Below are 14427 nucleotides of genomic sequence, written 5' to 3' on the forward strand. Positions count from 1 at the left end.
GAAAGCCGAGCACCGCGAAACTCGGCGCCAACCCTAGGCACACGCCCACCGGAGCCCCTGCGCCTGCCCGCAACGCTGCGCCAAGGGTTGAACCCTCGGTGCAGCACCGGAGTTCGCGCATCACCTCTCGGCGCACTCAGCCCGAGAACGCCGGAAGCCACTGCACAGGTGACGTCTCGCGAATATGAACCAGCACGTCGAACGCGCCCGCCAGCGACGGCACGCTGATGTACGCCTCGGCGTCCTTCGCCGGGTCGTAGATCCCGCTGATCGTGCGCAGCTCGGCCGGGGCGTGGCGCCATGCGTCCACCAATTCGGTTGCCGCCGTGCGCAAATCGACAGAGAACGCCAGCAGGCCCACTTCGCCGAGCAGCGCGTCAACCAGCTCCGGCCGTGGCCGCGGCGCCTGCGCCATCCCGAGATCGCCGTGGTGGAATCCGATGGCGACGGCGACGTAGTCCGTGCCGAAGTGATCGCGCAGGTGGGCGCCCGTCCCGCGGAACTCGCCCGCGGCCGAGCCGACGCCGAGCGCCTGCGCGCTGACGTGGGCGATCCCGTCCCAGTACGCGATCTTCGCGCCGGTCTCGCGCTGCCATTCGATGACGCGCTCGGCCGACGGCCGCTCGTCGCGGGCGAAGCCGCCCTGCCCGGCGACGCTGTGCTCGTGGAACTCGACGATCAGTCGCGCGTGTGCGCGTGCCGTGCGGTGCTCTTCGGTGTCGGGCAGTCCGTCGAGCAGAGCGAACGCGTCGCGGGCGTGTTCGGCGAACGGCCGTCCGGGGTGAATGCCTTGGTGGCGCTGGACGTGCTCATCGATCTGGTGCGCGGTGCGGATCGGGTTCAGGTGGGATTCGGCACGCGCCAGCCGATCCGGTGCGACCCGGCGCAGATAGTCCAGCACCGCGTCGTAGTCGGAGGCCTCCGCATGCGGCGGTTCGACGCCGAAGACGCGGATCGGATCGTCCGGATGCTGCTGATTGAAAAGCCTGATCCAGCCCAGCGTTTCGACCATCTCGACCGTCCGCAGCGGCCGCCACGCCCCGGCCAGCGCGGTTTCCGGATCGCCCGCCCCGGTGCGGACGTACTCGTCGAGGCGTTCGCCGGAACGCGCGCTGTCCTGAATCGCCAACGCGCGGAACCCGTGCCGTTCGACGAGCGCGCGGAAGAGCCGCTCCCGCACGCCGTAGGTCTGCCGGGAGAACCTGGTCGACTCGCCGAGCCCGACGATCGTCGCCGAGCCGAGGGTCCCGACGAGTTCGTCGAGATCCGGCCCGACGACGCCCGGCTCGGTGTTCGCCACGGGGCGTGCGGTGGTGCGCAGCCAGGCCGCCAGTTCGGCGGAGGCGATGCTGGATGCAGAAGTCACTGTTCCTCCCGGAGTTCGCGTTCTGCCGCCAGCCTCATACATCAAGCATTGTTGAGGTCAAGCGCTCCGGGAAAAGGGATTACAACGTCGTACGCATCAACACCACGTTGTACTGACTGTGCACCGTCGTCATGAAGTACAGATCGCGCCCGGTCTGATACGGGAAGATCGACGGCGCGTAGGCCGACGGCAGCTCCCTCGAATCGATCAATACCTCCGGCTCGCTCCACGGCCCCTCGGGCGAAGAGGCCCGCCGCATCACGACCGAATTGAACGGGTCGGTGGTCAGCGAGATGTACTGGCCCAGATAGTCGTTCCACATGACCGACAGTTCGCCGACGCCGCCCATGATCGGCGCCGCCGCGTTGACGTCGTTCTTGCGCCAGCCTTCGCCGTCCCAGTACTCGTACTCGCCGAGGTTCTGGATGTCGTGCTCGCGCACCCGGGCGATGAACGCGGCGTTGTCGCGTCCGGAGGGTGTGCCGTACTCGTAGACGTATCCGCCGCTCTTCAGGAAGGCGTTCATCTGGAAGTTGGCGTTGCCGCCCTCGTTCGGGCGCCGGGTGTGCCCGAGATCGGCCCAGGTCTCACCGTTGTCGGCGGAAGCGGCCAGGCCCGAGTAATTGGTGGTCCACTCGCCGACGTTGTCCCAGGTCTTCACCGACATCAAGCTCATGTACTGGACGCCGTCGACCGAGATACCCGCGGTGGGAATGCGGCTGATTTCGATGAACGGAATCTTCGGGCTCGGAATGAGATCGCGCGCCTGCCCGAAGACATCGCGCACCGCGCTGTCGAAATAGATGCCGTTGGCGGGGTCCTTGGTATTGCTGCGCACCAGGATGTTGCTGCGCCAGGCCCACATGCTGCCCGCGAGCAGGTTGGGAAAGCCGAGTCCGGCGGTATCGCCGAACGCGGTCAGCATCTCGCCGTGGCCGTTGTCCCACATGATGCCCAGATCGGTGCCGAGCACGTTGTAGGTCTGGGTGTTGTTGGGGCTCGCCATGCCGGTCACCTGGAACACCGCTCGGCTTCGACCGGCCAGATTCGGCAGGCCGGTGGTGCCGTTGAGCACCGGAATCGGGTTGATCGCGTTTGGGTTTGCCGTGGCGGGGGTAGTTGCCGTGAGAAGCAAGGCCGTGCCACCCGCCAGAGTCGAAAGCAGGATTCTTGCGGTCTTGTTCAAAGTCGTGGGCCCTCCGGGTCTCGCCGAAACAGGCCCCGACACACCACCCCCCGATGTGTTCCGAAGCACATTTCGAATGGCTGGCAAATCGACCGAAATGCTAGCAGTCGAACCGGGGAAATTGGTGGCTTGCGATCTTGTCCCTACGAATTGTTGCTTTCGTTGTGCGATCTTCCATCTCGCTTCATGGCCAAGCGCAGTATCAACGGCAGCTGCGTCGCGCGCTCGATTCCGAAGGTGCGCCGGGCCGACGCGTGCCATGACCGCTCGAAGAGCCGCTTGGCGCCCGCGACCGCGTGCGGCGAGCGTGCCGCGATGCGTTCGGCCAGCTTCTCGGCGGCCGCCAGCGGGTCGGCGGTCACCTCGGTGATCAGGCCGATGCGCTCCGCGTAGGCGGCGTCGACCACATCCGCGGTCATGGTCAACAGCAGCGCCTTGTCGATGCCGATCAACCGGGAAAGGGTCGCCGCGCCGGTCATATCCGGGACCAGGCCGTGCTTGGCCTCCATCACCGAGAACTCCGAGTCGGGCGTGGCGAAGCGAACGTCGGCCGCCAGCGCGATCTGCAGTCCGCCGCCGAAACAGCGACCGTGCACCGCCGCGATGACCGGAACTTCCAGTCGCCGCCAGGCCCAGCAGGCCTCCTGAAACGTGTTGGTGCCGCGCCACGGCAGCGGCACGAAATTGAGCGCGCCCGCGAGCGGGTCCTTGGTCGCTTTGGCGACGTCCAAGCCGCTGCTGAAGCTGGGGCCGTTGCCGGACAGGATCACGGCGCGGACGTCCTTGCGTTTCGCGACCGTGCGCGCGGCGTCGACCAAGCCCTCGAGCATCCCGATGGTCAGGCCGTTGTGCTTGTCCGGCCGGTTGAGGTTCACGTAGGCGCGGTCGCCGTCGAACCGGAGCGCGATGTGGGAGTCCATGGCCAGATCTTACTCGCGAGTCAGTTCTTGTCCACGGGCTATTGCCCTGGTCGGAGGGGTCTGCTTCAATCGAAATCAAGTTACCGTCAATGTTGACGGTAACTGGAGTGAAGCGGAGGAACAATGCTGCCAGCCGGAATGGATCCGCGGACGCCGGTGCTCGTCGGCGTCGGGCAGGTCGTGCACAGGACGGGGGAGCCGGGGCTGCCCGGCCCGGTCGAACTCGCCACCGAATCGCTGCGCCGGGCGGGCGCGGACAGCGGCACCGGTGATCGGCTGCTGCGCGCCGCCGATCTGGTCGCCGCGGTCGCGCCGGTCAGCAAGCCATATCCGGATCTTGGTGCGCTGGTGGCGGCCGAACTAGGTGCCGCGCCGAAGCGCACGATGCAGTCCGTGCGATTCGGTGGTGACGCGCCGCAGCGGCTGCTCAACACGGTCGCGCAGGCCATTGCCGACGGGCGGTCCGAGGTCGCCCTCATCACCGGCGCCGAGTCCGTGGCCTCGTGGAACGCCGCGACGCGAGCGGGAACCGCGCCCGGCTGGCCTGAGCAGTCCGAGGATGTCGCGCCGACCGAGGTGATCGGCTCGGACAAGGCGCCCAACTCAGAGATGGAGACCGCGGCCGGGCTGTGGGGTCCTGTCTACTTCTACGCGCTGATGGAGACCGCCCTGCGCGGCAGGCTAGGGCTGAGCGAGGACGCGCACCGCGAGCGGATCGGCGGACTGTGGTCGCGCTTGTCGGCGGTGGCCGCGAAGAACCCCTACGCCTGGCTGCCCGCCGAGCAGACGGTCGCCGATCTGGTGACGCCCTCGTCGAGCAACCGGCTGGTGTCGACCCCGTACCCGAAACTGCTGGTCGCGAACCTGTCCGTCGATCTCGGCGCGGGACTGATCGTGTGCAGCGCGGCCGCCGCCGACGCCGCGGGAGTCCCGCGCGATTGGTGGGTCTTCCCGCACGGCGGCGCGACCGCGACGGACGTCTGGTTCGTCTCCGAGCGCGCCGACATGAGCGCATCGCCCGCGATCGCGGCGGCGGGCCGGTCCGCGCTCGGCGCGGCGGGCATCGGCATCGACGATGTCGCGCACGTCGACCTGTACTCCTGCTTCCCCGTCGCGGTGCAGGTCGCCGCGGAGGCGCTCGGTCTGCCGATCGACGACCCTGCGCGGCCGCTCTCGGTCACCGGCGGGCTGACTTTCGCGGGCGGGCCGGGCAACAACTACGCGACGCACTCGATCGCTACCCTCGCCACGCGGCTGCGCGAGGATCCCGGCTCTTACGGTCTGGCGACCGCGCTCGGCTGGTACATCACCAAGCACGGCGTCGGCGTCTACTCGACTCGCCCGCCCGCCAACCTGTTTCGCGCGGTCGAGGCCGAGGTACCAGACGCGCGTCGCGAGACCGCTCCCGGCTACACCGGCCCGGCGACCATCGAGGCCTACACCGTCGCCTACCGCAAGGGCCCCGCGCCGGAGCACGCCGACGAACCCGAGGCGGTGGTGATCAGCGCGCTGAATCCGACGGGCGCACGCATACTTGTTCGGGTTTCCGACGCCGAGACCATCGCGGCGTTCACCGACGGCGATCCGATCGGCGCGAGCGCCCAGATCACCGCCGCCGACCAGCTCACCCTGCGCACCGAGAGGACCCTCCGATGACCGACCAGGTACTCGTCGAACGCCGCGACGCGATCACGCTGTTGACTGTCAACCGGCCCGAGGCACGCAATGCGATCGATCTCGCCACCGCGCAGGCCATCGAAGCGGCCGTCGACGAATTCGAGGCCGACGCCGACGCGCGCGTGCTGGTGCTGACCGGCGCGGGCGGAACCTTCAGCGCGGGAATGGATCTCGTCGCGGCGTCGAAGGGCGAGATGCCGATGACACAGCGCCGCGGCCCGCTCGGTATCGCGGCGAAACCGCCCGCCAAGCCGATGATCTCGGCCGTCGAGGGTTTCGCGCTCGCGGGTGGTTTCGAGCTGGCGCTCTCGGGCGATCTGATCGTCGCGGCGCGGGACGCGCAGTTCGGAATCCCCGAGGTGAAGCGGGGTCTGGTGGCCGCGGGCGGCGGTGTTCTCCGGCTGACCCAGCGCCTGCCGCGCCCCATCGCGGCCGAGCTCGCGCTGACCGGCGGCCGCATCGGCGCCGAGCGGCTGTATCAGCTCGGGCTGGTCAACCGGGTCACCGAGCCGGGCGCCGCGCTGTCGAGCGCGCTGGAGCTGGCCGCCGAAATCGTCGCGGCCGCACCGCTTTCCGTTGCCGCGAGCAAGCGCATCATCGACGAGTCGCCGGACTGGACGGTGGCCGAGGCGTTCGCCAAGCAGGGTGAGATTGCGCTGCCCGCGCTGTTCTCCAAGGACGCCGCCGAGGGTGCGCTGGCGTTCGCGCAGAAGCGCGAACCGAAGTGGCGGGGGCGCTGACCCGATGACGGAACGCGTCCGGGAGACGCAGGCGCAGCGCCGCGCGCGGATGCGCACCCGGCTCCTGGACGCGGCGATCGAGAGCTTGGTCGAGGTCGGTTACGCGGGCACGACGACGCTCGAGGTGCAGAACCGCGCCGGAGTACCGCGCGGCACGTTGCAGCACCACTTCCCGACCAAGCCGGACCTGCTCGCCGGTGCCGTCGAACATCTTGCGGCGCGCCGATTGGCCCAGCTGACAACCGAATTCACGGCGATCCCCGAGGACGTCGATCGGCTGGCGACCGCCGTCGAGCTCACCATGCGCATGTTCAGCGGTTCGTCTTTCCTTGCCGCACTGGAGATCTGGGTCGGCGCCCGCACCGACGCGGAACTGCGTGCGGCCTTCCTGCCCTTGGAACAGCGCCTCTTCGAGCTGATGCACACCAGCATCCGCGACATCTTCCGCGCCGAGTTCCCCGACGATCCCCGGGTGCCGACGATCACCGAGTTCACCATCGAGATCATGACCGGCCTCGCCATGCGAGTGCTGTTGACGGGCAATGTGGAGCGAAACCGAATCCTGCAGCAGCGCTGGACCAATGCCGTCCGTGTCCTACTCGGCACGGCCCCGCCCGGCACCCTTCTCGACCCCCGCCCGGTGTGAATGTCAGCCCGACCGAAGGTTCCCGCGCTGGGTCCGGCCTGGCCACCCGCCCGCTGTGAAGTCCGCCCGACCGATGCCCCGCCGCGCTGGGTCCGGCCTGGCCGCCCGCCTGCTGTGAAGTCCGCCCGACTGAAGGTGCCCGCCGCGCTGGGTCCGGCTTGGACGGTCGCCTGCTGTGAAGTCCGCCCGACTGAAGGTGCCCGCCGCGCTGGGTCCGGCTTGGACGGTCGCCTGCTGTGAAGTCCGCCCGACTGAAGGTGCCCGCCGCGCTGGGTCCGGCTTGGACGGTCGCCCGCTGTGAAGTCAGCCCGACTGAAGGTGCCCCCGAGCCAGCCAGACGGACCGGATGTCACCTTCGCTCGAAATGTCACCCACGGTTGGGATCGACCGAAGGCGGCCTTCGGTCGGACTGGGTGGGTGGCGGCCACATTCGGTCGGCGGCGGGTCAGCGGGTGTGCGCTACCTGCGGTGCGCATCCAGCTGGTCCAGTAGCAGCCGCGCGCAGCCTTCTGGGTCGTCGAAGTACGGCGAGTGCCCGCTGCCGCGCAGCGTGACGTGCTTGGCGTTGGGCAGTTCCGCGCGCGCCCTGCGGTGCTGGGTTGCATAGGTGAGCAGGATGTCGCGGTTGCCCCAGGCGACGGTGACGGGAATGTCTGCGAGCGCACCGATTTCGGGCAGGCGGACGTCGGTGAAGGAGGCCAGCGCTTCGGCGAAACCGGTCGACTCGATCGCGCCCTCGGCGGTGCCGATCGCGACCTGCGCGTCCACCGCCCACGGCTTGCCGAAGATCAGGGACAGGAAGACGGTGCGGCCCGCGGCCGTGCCGAGGATCTTCGGGAGCAGCGGACGCAGAGTGCGCGCGAGAACGACCGACTTGCCAAGCGACTGCTGGCACCACACCCGGCCCGCGGTGTCCCAGAATCCGGCCGGGGAGTACGCGGTGACCGAGCGGGCCAGCCCGCGCGCGCCCAGTTTCAATGCGATCAGCCCGCCCATCGAGTTGCCGCCGAGGTGCGGACGCTCGATGCCCTGCGCTGCGAGCCACTCGGCCAGCGCGTCGGTGAGTTCGTCGACGGTGGTGTGCGGCAACGGGTCCGAGCGACCGAAGCCGGGCAGATCGACGGCGATCACGTCGAAAGACGCGGCGAGCGTGTCGATGATCGGCCCCCAGATCTGCCAGCGGCTGCCGACGCCGTGCACCAGGACCAGCGGTTCGCCCGTGCCGACTCGGTGATGGTTCCACGCAGTCATGCTCGTCCTTCGTCTGTTGGCGGTGCGCCAACAGTATCAGGGCATCCGCGTTTCCGCTGGCAGAGTGCTCGTGCGCGGGTACGATAAATGGTATGGCAACGCGTAAGGTCACCCTCTCGCTGGACGAGGCGGCCTGGTCGTTCGCGGAACAGGCGGCGGCCAGGGCGGGCATGTCGCCGTCGGCGTGGATTTCCAAGGCAGCGCGGCGGGAAGCGGTGCGCACGGGCGTCGGTCCGGTGACCGACGTGGCGGCGGAAGCCGCGGCCGACGAGGCGGAGCTGGCCGCCGCCGAGGAGGCGATGCGTGCGCAGGGGTGAACTGTGGAGCTATCACCCGCACGGTTCGCCTCGGCGCCGTACCGTCGTGCTCATCAGCAGCGACGGCATCAACGACTCCCCACGGCAATGGCTGATCGCCGCCGAACTGCTCGACCAGGATCCGCAGGACATCCTCGCGGTCCAGGTGCCAGGGCGCGGCTGGGTGCACGCGGGCAATATCGGCCGCATCTATCGCGGCTGGCTCGCCGAGCGCATCGATGACATGGACGCCGAGGTGCTGGAACGGTTGGACACCGCGCTGCGCGCCGCGATGGACTTGTGACGGGGGCGGGTTTGCCTGCGGATGGTGTGGTTCTCTGCACGAATACCCTGCAACGGGAAGGCACGGTCTGCTCGTGTGCCGTCACCGCACAAGCGCACGTGCCAGGGGCGGGAGCGGGGGCGGGTGTGCCTGCGGATGGTGTGGTTCTCCGCACGAATACCTGGCAACGGGAAGACACGGTCTGCTCGTGCGCCGTCACCGCACAAGCGCACATCCCCAGGGGCGGGGCGGGTGTGCCTGCGGATGGTGTGGTTCTCCGCATGAGTACCCTGCAACGGGGAGGCACGGTCTGCCGTCAACGGACATGACCACCTGGCTACCCGCGAACGAGCGGGGCGGGTATATCTGATCGGGTGCGGAAATCGGTGATCGCGGTGGCGTGTGTCGCGCTACCGCTGTTGGCGGGTTGTGGGGACGAGACGAGCACGGCGTCGGATACGGCGACCACGAGTGCGCCTTCGGTCACGTCCACGGCACCTGCCCTGCCCGCGGGGGACCTGAGCCAGGCCGACATCGCCGCGGCGCTGGCCGGAAAGGGGTTGCCCCCGAAGCAATCCGAGTGCGTCGCGCGAATCTACGTGGAGGAGAAGATCTCTCAGGACGGGTTGCGCAGGATTCTCGCCGCGGATCTGAGCGGCCCGGTCGATCCGGTGCTGCTCGGGCTCAGCGCCGAAGACCGGACGCGGGTGGGCACCGCCAGCCAGCGGATGGTGCAGGAGTGCATTTTCTGAGGGCCGGGGACGCGGCCACGCGACCGCGGCGAGCGGTTTACCGATCTCCTGGTGTCCACCCGTGCGGCCACGACCGATCGGAGCGGAACCGGTTGCCGAAGAGCAGGTGCACTCCCGGACGCAGCTCGAGGACGGACGTTCGATGCGGCTGCTCGGCCCGAGTTGTGCCAGTGACGCCTCGGGGACGGCGTTCGACGCGGTCGCTCGCCTGGAGTTGTGCCCGTCGACCTCTCCCGAGGCGTCAGATCGCGATCGTCAGATCGATCTCGGCGTGTGAGCCGTCGACGAGATCCTCGGCGATCCGGACCGGTTTCTTCACCGGCAGCACGTACGTCCCTCGCTTCTTGTCCGGGAACAACGAGGTAGACCACGTGCTCGCGCCGATCCTGACGTGCACGCGGACCGCACCGAACCCACCCGATCGGTGCCCGTAGCGCTCCTCGATCTCGTCGGCGATCTCCTCGGGCAGCGACACGAAATGCCAGGAGCCCTCGCCGGAGTGCTCCCACACCCGCGCCGTGAACGAATACCGCGAACCAGCCACGTGGTGACTGTAACGGTGCGGTCCGACATCGGACCGGCCCTGCGCAACAGCCGGACCGACACCGCCGCCGGTTCTCCTGATTTCGATCGCGGTGCGCGCAACCCGTGAGTACGCCGACCATCCGGTTCATCGTGGGGTGATGACATCCCCACCGGCCTTCGCGGACCTCCTGCGGTACAACTTCGAAACCCCCACCGACGGAACGGGTTTGCGTCGCGCGTTCGCGAACTTCCCGAGCGGTGTCGTCGCGGTCTGCGCCGAGGTCGACGGCGCACCGCACGGTCTCGCCGTCAGCACCTTCGTGCCCGTCTCCCTCGATCCGCCGCTGGTCTCCTTCTGCGTGCAGCACAGTTCCTCGACCTGGCCGCGCCTGGCAACCGCGTCTCACCTCGGCCTGAGCCTGCTCGGCACGAACCAGACCGACGCCGCCCGCGCGCTCGGCGCCCGCGACGGAGACCGCTTCCGCGCCAGCGAATTACACCGCGGAACCGGTGACGCCGTCTTCATCCGCGGAGCGTCCGCGTGGATCGAGGGCGTCCCCGAGGCGCAGGTTCCCGCGGGCGACCATCTCGTCGTCATCCTGCGAATCCACCGCCTCGCCACCCGCCACGACATCGACCCTCTCGTCTTCCACGGCAGCCGCTTCCGCCGCCTGCACGCCGAACCGAGCGAGATCGCCGACGTGGCGAGCTGACCACTCCCGGCTCTACCCTGGGCCGGTGCCCCTAGTCGAGGTGACCTACGCGCCCCACGTCCCCGAGTCGACCCTGCACGCCCTGGCCGAGCACCTCCCACACCTGGTCTCGCTCGCCGTGGAGTGCCCCGAGGAGCCCTACGACGGCGACCTCCAACCCGGCGATGTCGAACTCCGCTTCCGCCCCCTCGGCCCCTACGACCGCAGCGGCCTGGAGGCGGTCATCGAGATCCGCTCCAAGTACTTCGACTCCCGCGCCGCCACCCGCCAATCCCGCGTCGACACCCTCCACAGCGCGATCACCGCCCACACCCCCCTCACCGACTTCGGCATCTACCTCACCATGCCGGTCGCCGCCTGGGGCCAGACGGAGTAGCCCACGAGCAGCAAATTTCGGTGGTGGAGCCGATGGCGGGACTCGAACCCGACCGGTCTGCAGGAGCCCGATAGCTCAACAGGCCTAATACGTCGGACGCTCTGGATCCGTGCACCGTTCCGAGGAACAGGTAGTGCGTTGTGCGGGAACCACTTTGGTAGTCAACACCGTATGCCGTTAGAGTACGGGCAATTCGGTTGTGGGCGGGCCGGATTCGGTCGGTTATCGCCTGAGGAGCGGGTGGTCGCGGGTTCGAGTCCCGCCGAGGACTCCGGTTCTCGTAGCTCAGTGGGATAGAGCACCTGAAACGCCGGTCGGAACACCACGACCGCCCACTTCCGAATTGTCAGTGAAGACGGCCACGGGACCGCCTGATGACGGCGGCAAAGAGCGCCGCCCATGTTTCGTTGTCGTAGGTGTGCGCCAGGCGAGTTTCATTCGCCGCTGAACGGTTTCGAGCGAGTCATTTCATTCCCGCACCCGGCCCGAATCGGGGATCAGGCGGCCAGCGTCCTTCAGGGTCGCGTGGGCAGAAGTCTTCGCCCGGCATTCGCCGACGAGACAGTGGCGATGGATCTGCATCGTCGAATGCGCCGCGGCCACACTGGACGCTGCGTAGGTAGTGCTGTGGCATCCTCCGTGGCCGAGCAGCGCGAGGTCGAACTCGAATGGCTCCGTGTCCAACATCAGTGTGCCCGAGCCGCTAATGGTGGAACGTCGAGCGCGTTGCGGCCGCGCGATGTGTTGATGTAGGCGCGCCCGTTGTCGGTGAAGTCCCAGCGGTCACCGCAGCGATGAAGCCAGCCGCGGTAGGCAAGTTCGTCGACCGCGGCTCGCACCGACCTCCGGCTCAGTCCCGTATCGACTGCGACTTCCGCAATCGACTGCGGGCCATGCTGCTTCACCGCAGCCATCACCCGCGCTTCCGTAATGGTCATCGGCTGTACCCCTCCGCGTCAGTGTGCTTGGGATGCACCCGACGCCGGGGATGCAGGCAGGCCCGCCCGGCCCGACTCGAGGGGCTGACCGGGCGATCGCTCCGCCGCTCCGGGGCCAGGCTATTCACCCGGCGTCGGGGCACTGACGGACACTACGAACGGAGCGCCCAGTCCATCTACAAACTTGCGCGAACTTGCGCACCTCCTTTGAGATCAGTGACGAAAAACCCCCCGTCGATGGATGATTGGAGGACGTGCGCAAGTCCGCGCACACTGCGGGAAGGGGAAATCGGATGCGTCTAAGGTTCCTCGGTAGTGGCGGTTCTCATCAGAACGGCTGTCCGACTCTCTACACGACAGACCGCGACACTTACGTAGTGCAAGGCTGGGTCACCGATCGGCCGGGCACCGTCGAGATTCCACACCTCCTGCTCGGTTTCGCCGAGCCGGATACGTTTATCGGCGCGGCACTCACGGATACGGGGCGCGGCACGTTCACGATCACGGGCGCACCGGTCACAGACCCGGATGCGCCCGCGCACATGGCGATACCCGAGCAGGAGGCGGGTATCGAGGTGCCCAAGCAGGAAAGGACGTTCTACGGTGCAACTGTTGCAGGGTGACGCGATCAACGAACTGATCAGCGAGTGCAAGCGGGAGGCCCTGCACCTGGAATTGCTCGACGCCTACGACAACCCGGAGGAGTCCGCCGAGTTCCGACGGTTCCTAGCAGGCGAGCCCGACGATTACGCCTGGATGAACGGGTGGGCGGGATTCGTTCGCGAGCTCGGTGACCGGAACGTCGCGATGTGTCGGGCGCGAGTGGTCACCGTGCCGCATACCGATTGGACCCGTTGGGGTCTGGAGGTTGCGGCCGTCAATGTTGCTGCGGGCGAGGATGTCCGCTATTTGCCTCGACACTTGATCGACCCCGCCGACATCGGTGTCGACGACTGGTGGTTGCTCGACGACCAACTCGTCATCTACACCCTGTTCGACAGCGGCGGCGCGTGCATGGGCGCGGCGGCAACGACCGATCGGCACCTAGTCGGCCGGTGCCGTGAGATATGGGACCGCCTTTGGAGCAAGGCTGTTCCGCACGCTGAATACCACGTGACGACACCGCGGTGACGAACGCTGTACACGAAGCGCGCGAAGCTCTCGGGCTGCGGCTCCGAGAGCTTCGCCGCGACGCCGAGCTCACCGCGCGCCGCCTCGCCGAGCTCGCGGGCTGGCACGAGTCCAAAGTGTCGCGCATCGAGCACGGCAAGCAAACCCCGGCCGAGGCCGACCTCCGCGCCTGGTGCGAGCACACCGGTCACGACAACCAGCTCGCCGACCTCGTCGCGACTCTGCGCAATATCGAGGCGGCATACCTCGAATGGCGGCGTGTCCTGGGCACCGGGATCCGCCGACCCCAGAAGGCGCGCGTGCGCCTAGAGGCTCGAACGAAGTCGATGCGGTGGTACGAACCGACCGTGTTTCCAGGACTTTTGCAGACCCCCGCCTACGCCGAGGGGATTCTTCGCAAGGTGATCGCGTTCTACGGCATCCCCGACGACCTCGAGGAGGGCGTCGCAGCGCGCATCGAACGACAGCACGTGCTCTACGGGCGCCGCCGGTTCAATTTCGTTGTCGCCGAGCAGGTTCTGCACACCACCGTCGGCGACGACGATGTGATGCGCGGTCAGCTCGACCGCGTGCTGAACGTCATGACGTTGCCGAGCATTGCGTTCGGCGTCATCCCGGCCGCCGCCACGTACGAGGCGCCCGCCACGAACGGCTTCGCGATCTTCGACACCAGGCTTGTCCAGGTCGAAACGATCAGCGCCGAGTTGGCGGTCACGCAGCCGCGCGAGATTGCCCTGTACGAGAAGATGTTCACCGTGCTCGCCGGGCAGGCGCTCTACGGCGACGCCGCCCGTGTCCTGATCCGCGACGCACTCCAGTCTCGGCGCAAGTAGACCGCACCGTGCGCGGAGCAGCGCCGGAAGATCAGTAGCGGTCGTCGACTTCGTGATCGTTCTCAGCGACCGCCTGATGCACGTCGGCGACCCTGACCGCCGCGCCGGACGTCCCGGGCAGCAGTCCGCCCGGGTCTCGTCCTTTAGTTCGGGCCAGCACCGAAACGGCTTCGGAAACCGCCGTGTTGGCGTCCGGGCGCAGTTTCGATGCTTGGCACCTGTTCGGCGAGCCCGGGCCGCCTGATGAGCCCCGGCGTACAAGTCGGGCCGTGGGCCCTGTGGAGCCGCCACGCCCGGCCCCAATGTGGACGTTGGTGTCGAGAGCGATTCGGGTGCAGGCGTGTTCGCTCAGGAGTTGTGCGAGTCGGCGCGCTCGGCGCGTGCGATCGAGGCTCGTGCGTGGCCGCCGCGATGGCTGTTACACGGGCTCCACCATAGGCTCCACCTTTGGCTACAGGCCCTGGTCGAAGAAAGGCCCCAACCAAACAAACCTGCTGGTCAGGGCCCTGAAACACTGGAGCCGATGACGGGAATCGAACCCGCGCTGTCTGCTTGGGAAGCAGAAGTTCTACCATTGAACTACATCGGCGTGTGCGTAGACGCGTCCGCGACTCTATCAGAACCGGCCCTGTGGCGGTCAACTTCCACACCTGCCGGTCGGGTCCGCGGCGGCTGTTGGAGGCGCTTCTCGCAATCGACCCATTCGAGGTAGCCGGTGCCCGTGATCGGGGTTCCCGCGTGGATGCCGCGATAGGTGTGCGCACCTCGCAGTGCGTCCATCCCGGCGGCGTGAC

17 protein-coding genes and 1 tRNA gene are annotated in these 14427 nt (G+C 68.0%); 11 read left to right on the plus strand and 7 right to left on the minus strand.

Annotation, left to right across the window (positions count from 1 at the left end):
* Positions 1-136: 136 nt before the first annotated feature.
* The 3 genes from NAM01S_RS18865 to NAM01S_RS18875 form a co-directional block, all read right to left on the minus strand.
* Complete coding sequence (locus NAM01S_RS18865; RefSeq protein WP_253799119.1) at positions 137-1366, minus strand: erythromycin esterase family protein; 1230 nt, start codon at positions 1364-1366, stop codon at positions 137-139.
* A gap of 79 nt (positions 1367-1445) precedes the next feature.
* Entirely contained in the window at positions 1446-2552 is a 1107-nt protein-coding gene (locus NAM01S_RS18870; RefSeq protein ID WP_067787085.1) for a glycoside hydrolase family 183 protein, read from the minus strand.
* Between the two features lie 143 nt (positions 2553-2695).
* Positions 2696-3460 (minus strand): crotonase/enoyl-CoA hydratase family protein, encoded by a 765-nt coding sequence (locus tag NAM01S_RS18875; RefSeq protein WP_084483072.1) that lies wholly within the window; start codon positions 3458-3460, stop codon positions 2696-2698.
* A 135-nt stretch (positions 3461-3595) separates the two neighbouring features.
* Between NAM01S_RS18875 and NAM01S_RS18880 the strand changes: the two genes are divergently transcribed.
* Genes NAM01S_RS18880 through NAM01S_RS18890 form a run of 3 tightly spaced genes read left to right on the plus strand, consistent with a single transcriptional unit; the run spans position 3596 to position 6535 of the window.
* Positions 3596-5128, plus strand: coding sequence for an acetyl-CoA acetyltransferase (locus NAM01S_RS18880; RefSeq protein WP_067787090.1), 1533 nt, complete (start codon positions 3596-3598; stop codon positions 5126-5128).
* Positions 5125-5889, plus strand: a complete 765-nt coding sequence (locus tag NAM01S_RS18885) for a crotonase/enoyl-CoA hydratase family protein (RefSeq protein WP_067787092.1) — start codon at positions 5125-5127, stop codon at positions 5887-5889. Before NAM01S_RS18880 ends, NAM01S_RS18885 begins: the two co-directional genes overlap by 4 nt.
* A 4-nt stretch (positions 5890-5893) precedes the next feature.
* A complete protein-coding gene (locus NAM01S_RS18890; protein ID WP_067787094.1) occupies positions 5894-6535 on the plus strand; it encodes a TetR/AcrR family transcriptional regulator in 642 nt (213 codons plus the stop codon).
* Between the two features lie 459 nt (positions 6536-6994).
* Here the strand turns inward: NAM01S_RS18890 and NAM01S_RS18895 are convergent, their stop codons facing one another.
* Complete coding sequence (locus NAM01S_RS18895; protein ID WP_067787096.1) at positions 6995-7786, minus strand: alpha/beta fold hydrolase; 792 nt, start codon at positions 7784-7786, stop codon at positions 6995-6997.
* A 92-nt stretch (positions 7787-7878) separates the two neighbouring features.
* Between NAM01S_RS18895 and NAM01S_RS18900 the strand changes: the two genes are divergently transcribed.
* From NAM01S_RS18900 to NAM01S_RS18910, 3 genes are all read left to right on the plus strand, one after another.
* Positions 7879-8103: a hypothetical protein gene (locus NAM01S_RS18900; RefSeq protein ID WP_067787098.1), complete on the plus strand. Its 225-nt coding sequence runs from the start codon at positions 7879-7881 to the stop codon at positions 8101-8103.
* Positions 8090-8386 carry a hypothetical protein gene (locus NAM01S_RS18905; RefSeq protein ID WP_067787099.1) on the plus strand — a complete coding sequence of 99 codons (297 nt, stop codon included), beginning with the start codon at positions 8090-8092 and terminating at the stop codon, positions 8384-8386. Before NAM01S_RS18900 ends, NAM01S_RS18905 begins: the two co-directional genes overlap by 14 nt.
* Positions 8387-8739: 353 nt before the next feature.
* Positions 8740-9117, plus strand: a complete 378-nt coding sequence (locus NAM01S_RS18910; RefSeq protein ID WP_157107796.1) for a hypothetical protein — start codon at positions 8740-8742, stop codon at positions 9115-9117.
* A 241-nt stretch (positions 9118-9358) separates the two neighbouring features.
* Here the strand turns inward: NAM01S_RS18910 and NAM01S_RS18915 are convergent, their stop codons facing one another.
* Positions 9359-9661: a DUF1905 domain-containing protein gene (locus NAM01S_RS18915; RefSeq protein WP_067787103.1), complete on the minus strand. Its 303-nt coding sequence runs from the start codon at positions 9659-9661 to the stop codon at positions 9359-9361.
* 139 nt (positions 9662-9800) lie between these two features.
* Between NAM01S_RS18915 and NAM01S_RS18920 the strand changes: the two genes are divergently transcribed.
* The gene (locus tag NAM01S_RS18920; RefSeq protein WP_084483074.1) at positions 9801-10355 is read left to right on the plus strand and encodes a flavin reductase family protein; all 555 of its coding nucleotides are present in this window, start codon (positions 9801-9803) and stop codon (positions 10353-10355) included.
* Between the two features lie 25 nt (positions 10356-10380).
* Entirely contained in the window at positions 10381-10731 is a 351-nt protein-coding gene (locus tag NAM01S_RS18925) for a hypothetical protein (protein ID WP_067787105.1), read from the plus strand.
* Positions 10732-11417: 686 nt separating this feature from the next.
* On the opposite strand, the gene NAM01S_RS35115 is transcribed toward NAM01S_RS18925, so the two are convergent.
* Entirely contained in the window at positions 11418-11669 is a 252-nt protein-coding gene (locus NAM01S_RS35115; protein ID WP_157107797.1) for a MarR family transcriptional regulator, read from the minus strand.
* Positions 11670-12046: 377 nt separating this feature from the next.
* On the opposite strand from NAM01S_RS35115, the gene NAM01S_RS18935 reads away from it, so the two are divergent.
* The 3 genes from NAM01S_RS18935 to NAM01S_RS18945 are packed head-to-tail and all read left to right on the plus strand — an operon-like array spanning position 12047 to position 13633.
* Positions 12047-12292, plus strand: a complete 246-nt coding sequence (locus tag NAM01S_RS18935) for a hypothetical protein (RefSeq protein WP_253799122.1) — start codon at positions 12047-12049, stop codon at positions 12290-12292.
* Positions 12273-12800, plus strand: coding sequence for a DUF6879 family protein (locus NAM01S_RS18940; RefSeq protein WP_067787110.1), 528 nt, complete (start codon positions 12273-12275; stop codon positions 12798-12800). The genes NAM01S_RS18935 and NAM01S_RS18940 overlap by 20 nt, the downstream gene beginning before the upstream one ends.
* Positions 12797-13633 carry a helix-turn-helix domain-containing protein gene (locus tag NAM01S_RS18945; RefSeq protein WP_067787112.1) on the plus strand — a complete coding sequence of 279 codons (837 nt, stop codon included), beginning with the start codon at positions 12797-12799 and terminating at the stop codon, positions 13631-13633. Before NAM01S_RS18940 ends, NAM01S_RS18945 begins: the two co-directional genes overlap by 4 nt.
* Positions 13634-14148: 515 nt before the next feature.
* On the opposite strand, the gene NAM01S_RS18950 is transcribed toward NAM01S_RS18945, so the two are convergent.
* Positions 14149-14222: transfer RNA gene (locus tag NAM01S_RS18950), tRNA-Gly, on the minus strand.
* Between the last annotated feature and the right edge of the window lie 205 nt (positions 14223-14427).

The organism is Nocardia amikacinitolerans NBRC 108937 (assembly GCF_001612615.1).
GTDB classification, from domain to species: Bacteria; Actinomycetota; Actinomycetes; order Mycobacteriales; family Mycobacteriaceae; genus Nocardia; species Nocardia amikacinitolerans.